We start from the raw sequence: 12,959 nt of genomic DNA, 5'->3' as shown, positions 1-12,959 counted from the left end.
GCGCGCCTGCCGCCGCCTCTGCCGCTGCCCCGGCGGCCGCCAAGGCGGAAGCCGCTCCGGCGGCCCCTGCCGCCCGCGCCGAAGCCCCGGCCGCCGCCCCGACGCCCGCCGCCGGTTCGCGCCCGGCGCCGACCGCCGCGCTCGAAGACGCCGGCCTCAAGCCCGGCCAGCTGCCGCATGCCTCGCCGTCGGTGCGCAAGTTCGCCCGCGAACTGGGCGTGAACCTCAGCAAGGTCAAGGGGTCGGGTCCGAAGGACCGCATCACCGCCGACGACGTCCGCGGTTTCGTCAAGCAGGCGCTGGCCGCGCCGGCCGCCGCCGCCGGCGGTTCGGCCGATGGCGCCGCGCTCGGCCTCTTGCCGTGGCCCAAGGTCGACTTCACCAAGTTCGGCCCGATCGAAGCCAAGCCGCTGTCGCGCATCAAGAAGATCTCCGGCGCGAACCTGCACCGCAACTGGGTCATGATCCCGCACGTCACCAACAACGACGAAGCGGACATCACCGACCTGGAAGCGCTGCGCGTCACGCTGAACAAGGAAAACGAGAAGTCGGGCATCAAGGTCACGATGCTGGCCTTCCTGATCAAGGCCGTGGTCGCGGCCTTGAAGAAGTTCCCCGAGTTCAATGCCTCGCTCGACGGCGACAACCTGGTGCTCAAGCAGTACTACCACATCGGCTTCGCCGCCGACACGCCCAACGGGCTGGTGGTGCCGGTGATCCGCGACGCCGACAAGAAGGGCATCCTGCAGATCGCGCAGGAAATGACCGACCTGTCCAAGAAGGCTCGCGAAGGCAAGATCTCGCCCGCCGAAATGCAGGGCGGCTGCTTCTCGATCTCGTCCCTGGGCGGCATCGGCGGCACCTCGTTCACGCCCATCATCAATGCGCCCGAAGTGGCCATCCTGGGAGTGTCGCGTTCCTCGCACAAGCCCGTCTGGGACGGCAAGCAGTTCGTGCCGCGCCTGATCGTGCCGCTGTCGCTGTCCTATGACCACCGCGTCATCGACGGCGCCGCCGCTGCCCGCTTCAACGCCTATCTGGGCGCCTTGCTGGCCGACTTCCGCCGCATCGCGCTGTAAACGGGGAGCCTCATGAGCAATACCGTTCAAATCAAAGTGCCGGACATCGGCGACTTCAAGGAAGTCGAAGTCATCGAGGTGCTGGTCGCCGTGGGCGACACCATCAAGGCCGAACAAAGCCTGATCACGGTCGAGTCCGACAAGGCCTCGATGGAAATCCCCGCGTCGCAGGGCGGCGTGGTGAAGTCCATCAACGTGAAGGTGGGCGACAAGGTTGCCGAAGGCACGGTCGTGCTGGAGGTCGAAGCGTCGGACGCCGCCGCCCCGGCCGCCAAGGAAGCCCCCAAGGCTGCCGAAGCGCCGAAGCCGGCAGCCCCCGCCGCCCCGGCCCCGGCCGCCGCGCCCGCCGCGGCCAGCTTCAAGGGCTCGGCCGACGGCGAGTACGACGTGCTGGTGCTGGGCGCCGGCCCCGGCGGCTACTCCGCCGCCTTCCGCGCCGCCGACCTGGGCCTGTCCGTCGTCCTGGTCGAACGCTACGACACCCTGGGCGGCGTCTGCCTGAACGTGGGCTGCATTCCGTCCAAGGCGCTGCTGCACAACGCCGCCATCATCGACGAAGCCCGCGAGCTGGCCGCCCACGGCATCAACTTCGGCGAGCCCAAGATCGACCTGGACAAGCTGCGCGGCTACAAGGACAGCGTGGTCGCCAAGCTGACCGGCGGCCTCGCCGGCATGGCGAAGGCCCGCAAGGTCACGGTGGTGCAGGGCGTGGGCGAATTCGCCGACCCCAACCACCTGGCCGTCACCGGCAAGGACGGCAAGGTCCAGACGCTGCGCTTCAAGCAGGCCATCATCGCCGCCGGCAGCCAGTCGGTGAAGCTGCCGTTCCTGCCCCAGGACGACCGCATCGTCGATTCCACCGGCGCCTTGCTGCTGCGTGAAATCCCCAAGAAGATGCTGATCATCGGCGGCGGCATCATCGGCCTGGAAATGGGCACGGTGTACTCCACGCTGGGCGCGCGCCTGGACGTGGTGGAAATGCTGGACGGCCTGATGCAGGGCGCCGACCGCGACCTGGTCAAGGTCTGGCAGAAGAAGAACGCCGGCCGCTTCGACAACGTCATGTTGAAGACCAAGACCGTGGGCGCCGAGGCCAGGAAGGACGGCATCTACGTCAGCTTCGAAGGCGAGGGCGCGCCCAAGGAACCCCAGCGCTACGACCTGGTGCTGCAGGCCGTGGGCCGCAGCCCCAACGGCAAGAAGATCGGCGCTGACAAGGCAGGCATCGCCGTGACCGACCGCGGCTTCATCGAGGTCGATCGCCAGATGCGCACCAACGTGCCGCACATCTACGCCATCGGCGACATCGTCGGCCAGCCCATGCTGGCGCACAAGGCCGTGCATGAAGGCCACGTGGCGGCCGAAGCCGCGGCCGGCCAGAAATCCTTCTTCGACGCCCGCGTCATCCCGTCGGTGGCCTACACCGATCCGGAAGTGGCCTGGGTCGGCCTGACCGAGGACGAAGCCAAGAAGCAGGGCATCAAGGTCGAGAAGGGCGTGTTCCCCTGGGCCGCCTCCGGCCGCGCCATCGCCAATGGCCGCGACGAAGGCTTCACCAAGCTCATCTTCGACGCCGAAACGCATCGCATCCTGGGCGGCGGCATCGTGGGCACCCACGCCGGCGACCTGATCAGCGAACTGTGCCTGGCCGTTGAAATGGGCGCCGACGTCGTCGACATCGCAAAGACCATCCACCCGCACCCGACCCTGGGCGAATCGGTGGGCATGGCTGCGGAAGTCGCCGAAGGCGTCTGCACCGATCTGCCGCCCATGAAGAAGAAGTAAGCCCGCCGGGCGGCTCGCCGCCCGACGCAAAACAAAAGCGCCGGCCCTGTTCAGGGACCGGCGCTTTTTTTAATCGCTGAACCGATCAGGCGTGGGTGTCGATGCGCGAGCCCAGCGTGGCATCCACCGCCAGCACGGGCAGCGACTGCATCAGCGTCAGCGCGGTATCGGCCTGCGCGTTCAGCGCCTTCTTCAGCACCCGGGCCTGGATTTCCTGATTGAGGTTCACGTCCTGCAAAGCCAGGGCGGTATTGACGGTATTGTTGATCGAAGCGTCCATGTCCGGGAAATCCCAATGCGTGTCGGCCGGCACGAGCCGGGTCGCAGCATTATTGCGCAGACTTGCAGTTTGATGCAAAGCATTCCGCGCCGGTGTCACCGAATATTCACGCGGAAGTTAGCTCCGCAGCCTTAAGGCCGCGTCGGGCATTCCTGCACCGTGCCCCAGGCGCGGCGCGGTTCGCAGAATTGCTTGCGCGCTTCCCACGCGCAGTCCGGACGGTCGAAGAAACCCAGCTCGGCGCAACGCGCCAATTCGCGTCTCAGCTCGCCCAGCCAGGCCAAGGGATCCTCGGCGGGAATCTCCGTCATGCGCAAGGTCGATTGCGGCCCGGCGTGTTGGCCGGCGGCTGCCGGCACGGCGCTGGAGGCGCCAGCTGTCGCCTCCGTCGGGACAGGGGATGACTCGGGGGCGGCCGCAACGGCCGGCGCCTGCGTTGATTCAAGGGGAGACTCGACGGCCTGCGATGTCGTCGCATCGGACAACCCGGCATGTTCCTGCGTCACGCCGGGAGCGGACGGCGGTTCGGTCGAAACGGAATCCGGCGTCGTGCCGGCGCCCGCCTCGGACGTCGCGCCGGGCGCGGCCGAAGACCGCGCTTCGGAGCCAGCGCCCTCCGCGCCCAGGTTCGGCAGCGGCGCCAGCGGCACCCGCACCGGCCCGGCCGCCGAAGCGCCGGAGCGCGGCGTGCTCGGCGAGCTCCAGGACACCACCAGCAACACCAGCGCGCCATAGATCGCCAGCGTATAGAGGACGGTCAACGTGGCATAGCCCACCCGCTTGCCCGTTATCGGCTGCCCGCCATCGCGGCCCAACAGGCTGCGCCAGCCCACCAGCGCCGCGCCCGGCGCGGAAATCAGCCACCAGCACAGCCGCCGCAGCAGGCCGGGTTCCTGGGTGGGGATCGCCGCCTGCGCGGCCAGCAATTCGCGCAGCGCGCGGTTCTCTTCGCGCAGACGCAGGGTCTGCTCATCCACCGGCGCCTGAGAGTCTGGATCCGTGGTGCTGCCATGCTGCGTAGCGAGTGGATCAGGTGGCGTCGTGGTCATATTAAGAAAACTATAGATACAAAATCATGCGGAGGCAATTATGAGGCAAGCGGGTCGGAATTGAAATCAGGAACAGACAGGTAAAACCGCCACATGGCCTTCGTTCGCCTTCCCGCGATCAGGGCGAACCCGGTGAGGGCGCTGTAGTCGTCACTTTCCCCACCGGTTTGACGGGGCCCGGGGGAGGCAAGACCACCAGGCTGGCCAGCGTGTTGTCGATATAAAGGACGCAGGTCAGGTTTTTGTTTGCGAATTTGTAGCCCACGCCCATGTACGCGCGGTTGCAGATCAGCCTGGCGCGCCCGAACGAGAAGTTCTGATAGCCGCAGAGCCACCGCGTGGCTGCAGCGCCTGCGGCGGATTGCGAATCCCCGTCGACAGGGCACTGTTGTTTTTGAACGCCGTGGCCACCATTGCCTTGTCCTGTTCGTTCCAGCTGTCCGGCAGTCGATGCAAGCGTGGGCTCGTGGGATTGCCGACTATGCCAGCGGCGATCAAGGTGAGATGCCGCACCTCCCGCGATGCCGAATACGAGGTCATGAGCATGATGAAGGCGGCTGTCAGCATCAGCACCATCAGTTGCCATTTGTTCATGCCTCTAGACCCGATCCGGTTGCTCCACATATAGAGCAAGCCTGGGCTCAGTGAAATGAGGAAAGCAAGCAGCAGCGGCAGCGCCGTTTGGCCCCAATCTGGTAGCGGTCCGGTGACTTGGTCGTCAGCCAAGTGCTTGATGGGAATAGCCAACAGCACGAACGCCAGCAGTCCACATATGCCATTTCCTATACCCAGCACCAGGGGGCTTCTCAGGAAGACGGTGACTGTCGTTGATGTTGCGGGCTGGCTATTGGCGCGGGGATAGGCGGCGCAAAGCGTCCATGCGCCGATGAGGACGCCGGCGGCGAGATGCGCAGACCAAAACATGACGGTGGAATTGAAGTTCGGGTTTTGCGCGAAGATGAACCAGGCGACGGCGAGCAGTCCGCCGCTGCTGGCCCAGGCCCCCACTGCGGCCTTTGGGACATTCCCAGGCCCGTATTGGGCGACTGCCAGCGCAATGAACACAGATGGCAGTGTCAGGTACAACATCATGTACGCAAGCATGATTAGGCCCAGGAGCAAGACGACTCCCAGGCTGGCTGCTCCCATTGCCGAAAGCGATACGATTTCCAGATAGTGCAGGTCGCCCAGATGAAACCAGATCAGCAATAGAGCAGGAATCAAGGCGAGGGACATCAGCAGCGGCAGCAGGCCGAGCAGGCTGCGGCCTTTACCCGAGCTGGCGCGCCGCGCATGCGCAGCGCGCAGAAAGCGTTGGTGCGGTAGCAACTGCGGACGACGAGCGTCGGCTGGTTGCGAGAGAGGGGAGATGGGCATGACAGACTTGCGTACGTCCGCCGGGCGTGAGCTTGCCGTCGGGTAGCAAGCCCTGGTGACGACGGGGGACGGGGGGCGGAACGAGCCCGATCCAGAAAAGCACAAGCCGGCGGCTGCCGGCTTGTGAGGGGTGCCGGGATATTCCCGGCTCCGCGGATCGCAGGGCGGGCCGATCAGGCCCGCGCCTGCGTTACCGTCAGGCGTTGCGGCGTGATTAACGCAGCAGCGACAGAACGGTTTGCGGCACTTGGTTGGCTTGCGCCAGAACCGAGGTGCCAGCCTGTTGCAGGATCTGCGCACGGGTCATGTTCGACACTTCCGTGGCGTAGTCGGCGTCTTCGATACGCGAACGGGCGGCGGACAGGTTGTTCACCGTGTTGTTCAGGTTGGCGATGGTCGACTCAAAACGGTTCTGGATTGCGCCGAGCGAGCTGCGCAGCTGGTCGACTTGCGACAGGGCATCGTCGAGCTTCTTCAGCGGGTTGATGGTGGCCATCGAACCCAAATCGTCCTTGGAGAGTTCAGCGCCCTTGACAGCAGCAGCGCCGTAGGTCGGGGTGCCAGCCGAATAGATCTTGTCGCCGTCACGCAGAACAGCCTCGGCGCTGCCATCCTTCTTCAGGACATACTCGACCTTGTTGCCGTCGACGTCCGCAGCCACTTCGACATCACCGGTCGTGCCATTCACAGTGACTGCATACACGGTGCCGTCTTCGGCCCTAGCGCCGTACTGACCCGTGCCGACGCCATCCTTCACGATTTCGTGCACGTTGAGGTTCTTGCCGCCAACGTTCACGACCAGATTCGAATCGTTGAAAGCCAGGGCCTTGCCGAGCTTGGCGCCATCAACGCCACCCGTGAGGTCGACCTTAACGGCATTACCTGCGCCATCATCCGTGAAAGCAGTCAGTTTGCCGCCGAACATCGCGACTTGAACGTCTTTCCCGTCAACTTGCACCTGGGTATAGCCGCCAACGCCGTCTTGCTTCAGCAGGTTGACCTTATTGCCAGCATCCGCATCCAGCGAGACGAAGTAGTCACCACCATCGATCTTCACGCTGTAGACGGCGTGCGCGGCAGCGCCGGAGTTTGCCGTCGTAGTGTCGCCCGTATCGACGGCAGTGGCGCCGCCGAGATAGGCTTTAGCGGCAGCGTCATTGGCAAAATTAGCAGCAAAGGCTGCACCGAAGGCGTCTTGACCATTGCTGTCGCCGTCGGCAATTTTGACGTTCGTCGAATCTGCAGCGGCAGCGCCCTTGGTAGCGATGCTGTCGCTGAACTTGACGGAACCGGCCGCAACGTTGAAATCGCCCAGGCCGAGCTTGTCAGCGGTGATTTCCTTCAGATCGATGGTGATCGTTTCGTTGTCGTTCGCGCCGACTTGAATGGTCAGCTTGTTGTCGGCGGCCAACACCTTCACGCCGTTGAATTGCGTCTGGCCCGACACGCGATCGATTTCGCTCAGGCGCTGATTGATTTCGTCCTGGATCGACTTCAGGTCGGAATCGGAGTTCGTGCCGTTGACAGCCTGAGTGCTCAGCTGACGAATACGCTGCAGGTTGTTGTTGATTTCGTTCAGCGCGCCTTCGGTCGTCTGGGCGATCGAGATGCCGTCGTTGGCGTTGCGGGCGGCCTGGGTCAGGCCGTTGATGTTGGCCGTGAAGCGGTTGGCGATGGCTTGGCCAGCGGCGTCATCCTTGGCGCTGTTGATGCGCAGGCCGGAGGACAGGCGCTCGATGGCGTTGCCCAGCGACGATTGCGACTTGTTCAGGTTGTTTTGAGCAACCAGCGACAGATAGTTGGTGTTGATAACTGCAGCCATGTTCAGGCTCCCAAGAGAGAAAAGCTTCTTCAAACTGGGCAGCAAGGCCGCCCACTGGTGTTAACGGGAAAGTTCGTTTACTTGCGTCTACGAATCCCTCCGTTGCCAGGATTACGGCAGTCCTAAATCAATCTTTAGGGCGATTTCGCGAAAGTCGAAATTCTTGTTGGGTCCGGCGGGGAGGGGGATGCCGGCGCGCGCGGGCGCTTTGCGGGCGCTTTCCCGGGTTGCCGGCGTGAAGGGAGGGGGCGAGAGTGTCTGGAAGGGAGCCGGGCATCTCTTGTTGGAGAGCCCGCCTTTAGGACTAAATAACCTGAGCGATCTGCCCCTCTTGGGGCAATTCCTGCCAAGCCTGTTCCTTCAGCTTGGCCCGGATCCGCGCCGTGGCCTGGGAGCGCAGCTGGCACACCCGCGCTTCGGTCACGTTCATGATGGCGCCGATCTCTTTCAGGTTGAGGCCCTGCTCATAGCACAGCGACAGCAGCAGCTTTTCGCGGTCGGGGAGGGCGTCGATGGCGTGGATCAGGGCCTGGCGGAAATCGCCGGCCAGGAGCGAATCCAGCGGGTTGCCGTCGGCCGAGCCGTGGTTCAGCGTGGCGGACCAGTCGGCCTGGCCGACGCCGGAATCGGGTTCGGTCGTGAAATCTTCGTAATGGACGATCTGCACGCCCTGCGCGTCATGCAACAGCGACTGGTATTCGCCCAGGGGGATTTCGAGCTGCTGCGCGATCTCGGCCTCGGTGGGCGCGCGCATGAGACGCTGCTCCAGTTGCTGGATGGCCTGTTCGATCTTGCGCGCCTTGGCGCGGACGCTGCGCGGCAGCCAGTCCTGGCCGCGGAGCTCGTCCAGCATCGCGCCACGAATGCGGGTCGTGGCGTAAGTCTCGAATTGTGCGTCGGCGGTTTCCTGATACCGCCGCACGGCGTCGAGCAGGCCGATCATGCCGGCCTGTATCAGGTCGTCCAGTTCGACGCTGGCCGGCAGCCTGGCTAGCAATTGCAGGGCCAGCTTCCGCACTAGCGGGGCATATTCGACCAGGCTGTCATCTGCGTGGGGCATTGCGGAATGTCGGGCGGAATCCATCAAGGCGCGCAGTCGGTTGTTGTCAATTTACGACATTGTCGACAAACGCGCGGGAAGCAAAAACGAACGAAGTTGAGTGATCGGCAAGGTGCCATTGTGCGCAATGGAATCTGTTTCATTCCCCGAAGAACGCAACGTTTTGAATGCTTGTTTTCGTGATTGCCGTAAATTTTGTGAGAAATTTCTATGTCAAGGTGTATCTAAAAAGGCAAGTTGCGCAATATCAACAAAGATTTGTCATATAAGTCATAGAAAATGACATGACCTGTGGTAAATTTTACTTAAATTGCGAACAAATGATACATTTCGCATTAAAGCAGGAAGTTTCAGGACCTACGGCAACGGTGATTGCCGAAAATTTTGCTTATCGAAGCCCCGCGGGCGGGATCGGAACTAGGGAGTTGGGCGTGCAACAAGTCGATAATTCATTGCTGGCAGACATTCGCGAAGTCAATTTGTCATATTTGTTACTTGCTCAGCGCATGCTTCGCGATGACTACGCCGCATCGATGTTCCGCCTGGGATTCAGCAATGAAGTGGCCGATATCCTGATGCGTCTCTCCCCGGCCCAGCTGGTCAAGCTGGCCAGTTCCAGCTCGCTGCTGTGCCGTTTCCGGTTCGACGACTACAGTCTGCTGTCCGCGCTGACCCACGACGTTCTGGGCGGCGCGCTGCAACAAGCGCACGCAACCATCCTGCTGGCCAAGCAACCTGTCGAAGAATTGGCCTGACGGCCTGATCAATTCCACCCGGAAACACGTGCAATGGCCTCCAAGAGCGTATCCCAGGAAGCGGACGACATCCTGCTAGCCAGTTCCATGATCACACTGGGAGCCCGGCTGCAGGTGCTGGAGGCTGAAACCAGCCTCAGCCACGACCGCCTGGCCCGCCTGTACCGCGAAATCCGCGGCTGCTCGCCTCCCAAGGGCATGCTGCCTTTCTCGGTCGACTGGTTCATGACCTGGCTGCCGAATATCCATTCGTCGCTCTTCTACAACGTGTATTCGTTCCTGAATACGCGCACGAGCAGCAAGGGCATCCGCGCCACGATCGATGCCTATCGCCTCTATCTCGAAAACGCCGGCATGGATTCCTCCGAGTCGGCCGAGCCGGTCCTGAGCTTCACGCGGGCCTGGATGCTGGTGCGCTTCTTCGACAGCGGCATGCTGCAGCTGTCGGCCTGCCGCCAGTGCGGAGGCCATTTCATCGCCCACGCCCACGATCCCCAGTCGGACTTCGTGTGCGCGATCTGCCGGCCGCCACCCCGAGCGGGCAAGACGCGCGCCGCGGCCAAGGCGCGCGCAGGCGCGCGCCCCGCTTCCGTCGCGGATGCCGTCCGGTCCTGACCGGCTGGTTTCCAAATACATCAAAAGCCCTGGAAAACTCCCCGTAACCCGCCTTTTTGGGCCGGGGGGAACAGGGGATGATTGACGCCGGTGTTTTGCCGCCGGGCCGCCCCAAGGCAAAAAGCCCTCTTTGGGGGGTAGCAAGCCGAAGGCGTGGCGTGGGGGCATTTTTTTGCCGCCGGGCCGCCCCAAGGCAAAAAAGCCCTCTTTGGGGGGTAGCAAGCCGAAGGCGTGGCGTGGGGGCATTTTTTTGCCGCCGGGCCGCCCCAAGGCAAAAAAGCCCCCTTGGGGGGCAGCAAGCCGAAGGCGCGGCGTGGGGGCATTTTTAGACTTCGTTGGCAGGGGCCTGATGTGTTGATTGTTATCGGTTTTCTCGTGGTGGCCGTGTCGGTCGTCGGCAGCTTCATTGCGCTGGGCGGCCACTTGGGCGCGCTATACCAGCCCTTCGAGCTCACGCTGATCTTCGGCGCGGCCTTCGGGGCCTTCCTGGCCAGCAACAGCAAGAAATCGCTGATGCTGGTGAAGGCGGCGCTGCCCGACGCGCTCAAGAGTTCCCGCTACGGCAAGGACGTGTACATGGAGCTGATGGCGCTCCTGTACGTGCTGCTGAACAAAGCGCGCCGCGAAGGCCTGATGGCGATCGAATCGCACATCGAGGACCCGGAATCCAGCCCGATCTTCAGCGAATACCCCCGCATCGCCAAGGACGCGAAGCTCATGGAGTTCATTACGGACTACCTGCGCATCATGATCAGCGGCAACATGAGCTCGTTCGAGATCGAGACGCTCATGGACGAGGAAATCGAAACCTATCGCCATGAGCGCGAAGTACCGGCGAAGGCGCTGCACCAGATGGCCGACGGGCTGCCGGCATTCGGTATCGTGGCCGCGGTGCTGGGCGTGATCAAGGCGCTGGCCGCCGTGGACCAGCCCCCCGCGATCCTGGGCGACCTGATCTCCAAGGCCATGGTCGGCACCTTCCTCGGCATTTTGCTGGCCTACGGTTTCGTGGGGCCACTGGCCTCGCGCATCGAGCGCCGCAGCGACGAAGCCATGAAGGTCCTGGAATGCATCAAGACCACGCTGCTGGCCAGCATGAACGGCTATCCGCCGCAGCTGGCCGTGGAATTCGGCCGCAAGGTGCTGTTCTCGGCCGTGCGCCCGACCTTCGGTGAGCTGGAAGAGCACGTCCGGCAAGCCAAGTCGGCAACGACCGGCAAGGCCTGACGGAGCGGGCCATGAGCACGGTAAACAACCACCGTGTGGTCATCCGCCGCAAGAAGTCCAAGGGCGGCGAGCACCACGGGGGCAGCTGGAAGATCGCCTACGCCGACTTCATCACGGCGATGATGGCTTTCTTCCTGGTGATGTGGCTGATCAGCGTCGTTCCGCGAGAAGAGCTCAAGGGCATCGCGGAGTATTTCCGCATGCCCCTGCGGGTTGCCATCACGGGCGGCCCCAGCAGTTCGGCCGAGATCAGCGCGGTGCCCGGCGGCGGGCAGGACCCCTTGCGCAGCGACGGCGACGTGCGCCGCGGCCAGGGCAACCGGGTCGAGGCCCAGCCCATGGGCGACGCGGAGCGCCGCGAGCAGCATCGCCTGGAAAACCTGAAGAAGCGCCTGGAAAACGTCATCGAGACCAGCCCGGTGCTCAAGAGCTTCAGGCCGCAGCTGCTGATCGACCTGACGACCGAAGGCCTGCGCATCCAGATCATCGACAACCAGAACCGCCCGATGTTCGCCACCGGCCGCGCCGAAGTGCAGCCCTATATGCGCGACATCCTCAGGGAATTGGGGCCGGTTCTGAACGAACTGCCCAACAAGGTCAGCATCTCGGGCCATACCGACGCGTCGCAGTACGCGCGCGGCGAGCGCGCCTACAGCAACTGGGAGCTCTCGGCCGACCGCGCGAACGCCTCCCGGCAGGAGTTGGTGGCCGGCGGCATGAACGAAAGCAAGGTCATGCGCATCCAGGGTCTGTCTTCCAGCATGAGCCTGGTTAAAGATGACCCGTATGCGGCCGTTAATAGGCGTATCAGCCTCGTGGTGCTCAATCAGAGCACCCAGCGGCGCATCGAAAGCGAGAACGCCGCCGCCGCGGACGTCTCCGCCAAGGATGCCCGGGAGGTGGGAACGGCAGTGGACGCGGCTCGGGCCGCGGCCCAGGCCACGACGGAAACCAAACCAGGCGCGGCGGAGAGCAACCCGCCGGCCGAAGGGGTTCGATAGCAATGGCGGCAACGATTCTGGTGGCGGACGATTCGGCGACGATGCGGATGATCGTCCAGGCCACGTTGACGGGCGCGGGATGGAAGGTCTTGACGGCCGGCAACGGCCAGGAAGCGCTGGAAATGGCCAGGCGCCACCCGGTGGACCTGGTGGTGAGCGACTGGAACATGCCGGTCATGGGCGGCCTGGAGCTGATCCAGGGTTTGCGCGAGGAAGACCAGTACCTGGACGTGCCGGTGCTGGTGCTGACCACCGAAGACGACGTGGACAGCAAGATGGCCGCGCGGGATCTGGGCGTTTGCGGCTGGCTTTCCAAGCCGGTCGACCCCGATGTGCTGGTCGAATTGGCGTCCGAACTGCTCGATGAGCAGGCCGGCGCGTAAGCAGGTTCATTTATGAAGGCGTACGGGTCATGAGTTCTGGTTTGGATCTCAGTCAGTTTTACGAGACCTTTTTCGATGAGGCGGACGAGCTGCTTGCTCAGATGGAGCAATTGCTGCTGGAGCTGGATGTGGGCGCGCCCGACATCGAACAGCTCAACGCCATCTTCCGCGCGGCCCATTCGATCAAGGGCGGCGCGGCCACGTTCGGCTGCTTCACGCAGCTGGCGGGCACGACCCACTTGCTTGAAAACCTCCTGGATGCGATCCGTCGCGGCGAAATGGCGCTGCGCACGGACATGATTGATATTTTCTTGGAAACGAAAGACGTGCTCAAAAGCCAGCTGGATGCCTACAGGGCCTCCGAAGAGCCCGATGAAGCCGTGTTTGAGCGTATCTGCGCCGTGCTGAGGCAGCTTGCGCTGGAGCATAAGGACCCCGCGGCAGCAGCGGCGGCGACGCCCGCCCCGGCGCCCGCGCCGGCCCCCGCGCCGGTGGCCGCGGCCCCGGTGGCGGCGCCAGCGCCCGT

13 protein-coding genes are annotated in these 12,959 nt (G+C 63.7%); 8 read left to right on the top strand and 5 right to left on the bottom strand.

The features are described from left to right. Both ADE01S_RS30635 and lpdA read left to right on the top strand, forming a co-directional pair. Nucleotides 1-1,079, top strand: a 1,079-nt coding sequence (locus ADE01S_RS30635) for a dihydrolipoyllysine-residue acetyltransferase (RefSeq protein WP_167543433.1), incomplete at its 5' end; no start/stop codon positions are given. A 12-nt stretch (nucleotides 1,080-1,091) separates the two neighbouring features. Then, nucleotides 1,092-2,864, top strand: coding sequence for a dihydrolipoyl dehydrogenase (gene lpdA, locus ADE01S_RS30630; protein WP_062685531.1), 1,773 nt, complete (start codon nucleotides 1,092-1,094; stop codon nucleotides 2,862-2,864). 85 nt (nucleotides 2,865-2,949) lie between these two features. On the opposite strand, the gene ADE01S_RS30625 is transcribed toward lpdA, so the two are convergent. The 5 genes from ADE01S_RS30625 to ADE01S_RS30605 form a co-directional block, all read right to left on the bottom strand. Further along, nucleotides 2,950-3,144 carry a YjfB family protein gene (locus tag ADE01S_RS30625; protein WP_062685533.1) on the bottom strand — a complete coding sequence of 65 codons (195 nt, stop codon included), beginning with the start codon at nucleotides 3,142-3,144 and terminating at the stop codon, nucleotides 2,950-2,952. A 131-nt stretch (nucleotides 3,145-3,275) separates the two neighbouring features. Further along, nucleotides 3,276-4,121 carry a hypothetical protein gene (locus tag ADE01S_RS30620; RefSeq protein WP_242663490.1) on the bottom strand — a complete coding sequence of 282 codons (846 nt, stop codon included), beginning with the start codon at nucleotides 4,119-4,121 and terminating at the stop codon, nucleotides 3,276-3,278. Nucleotides 4,122-4,481: 360 nt separating this feature from the next. Then, on the bottom strand, nucleotides 4,482-5,570 hold the full coding sequence (locus ADE01S_RS30615; RefSeq protein ID WP_062685529.1) for a hypothetical protein: 1,089 nt from the start codon (nucleotides 5,568-5,570) through the stop codon (nucleotides 4,482-4,484). A gap of 214 nt (nucleotides 5,571-5,784) precedes the next feature. Then, nucleotides 5,785-7,392, bottom strand: coding sequence for a flagellin N-terminal helical domain-containing protein (locus tag ADE01S_RS32255; protein ID WP_062685528.1), 1,608 nt, complete (start codon nucleotides 7,390-7,392; stop codon nucleotides 5,785-5,787). Nucleotides 7,393-7,696: 304 nt separating this feature from the next. Beyond that, a complete protein-coding gene (locus tag ADE01S_RS30605) occupies nucleotides 7,697-8,452 on the bottom strand; it encodes an RNA polymerase sigma factor FliA (RefSeq protein WP_062685527.1) in 756 nt (251 codons plus the stop codon). A 431-nt stretch (nucleotides 8,453-8,883) separates the two neighbouring features. Between ADE01S_RS30605 and flhD the strand changes: the two genes are divergently transcribed. The 6 genes from flhD to ADE01S_RS30575 all read left to right on the top strand — a co-directional run. Beyond that, a complete protein-coding gene (gene flhD, locus ADE01S_RS30600) occupies nucleotides 8,884-9,207 on the top strand; it encodes a flagellar transcriptional regulator FlhD (protein WP_062685532.1) in 324 nt (107 codons plus the stop codon). A gap of 33 nt (nucleotides 9,208-9,240) precedes the next feature. Then, nucleotides 9,241-9,822, top strand: coding sequence for a flagellar transcriptional regulator FlhC (gene flhC / locus ADE01S_RS30595; RefSeq protein ID WP_062685526.1), 582 nt, complete (start codon nucleotides 9,241-9,243; stop codon nucleotides 9,820-9,822). Nucleotides 9,823-10,173: 351 nt separating this feature from the next. Next, nucleotides 10,174-11,049, top strand: coding sequence for a flagellar motor stator protein MotA (gene motA / locus ADE01S_RS30590; RefSeq protein ID WP_062685525.1), 876 nt, complete (start codon nucleotides 10,174-10,176; stop codon nucleotides 11,047-11,049). Between the two features lie 11 nt (nucleotides 11,050-11,060). After that, nucleotides 11,061-12,050 carry a flagellar motor protein MotB gene (gene motB, locus ADE01S_RS30585; RefSeq protein ID WP_062685524.1) on the top strand — a complete coding sequence of 330 codons (990 nt, stop codon included), beginning with the start codon at nucleotides 11,061-11,063 and terminating at the stop codon, nucleotides 12,048-12,050. A 2-nt stretch (nucleotides 12,051-12,052) separates the two neighbouring features. After that, nucleotides 12,053-12,433 (top strand): response regulator, encoded by a 381-nt coding sequence (locus tag ADE01S_RS30580; RefSeq protein ID WP_062685523.1) that lies wholly within the window; start codon nucleotides 12,053-12,055, stop codon nucleotides 12,431-12,433. Nucleotides 12,434-12,462: 29 nt separating this feature from the next. Beyond that, the coding region (locus ADE01S_RS30575) for an Hpt domain-containing protein (protein WP_174544501.1) at nucleotides 12,463-12,959 on the top strand (497 nt) is incomplete at its 3' end.

It is taken from the genome of Achromobacter denitrificans NBRC 15125 (genome assembly GCF_001571365.1).
In the GTDB taxonomy this organism is placed as follows: domain Bacteria; phylum Pseudomonadota; class Gammaproteobacteria; order Burkholderiales; family Burkholderiaceae_B; genus Achromobacter; species Achromobacter denitrificans.
Note: the sequence above shows the minus strand (reverse complement) of the source record. Positions and strands in the feature narration are given on the sequence as shown.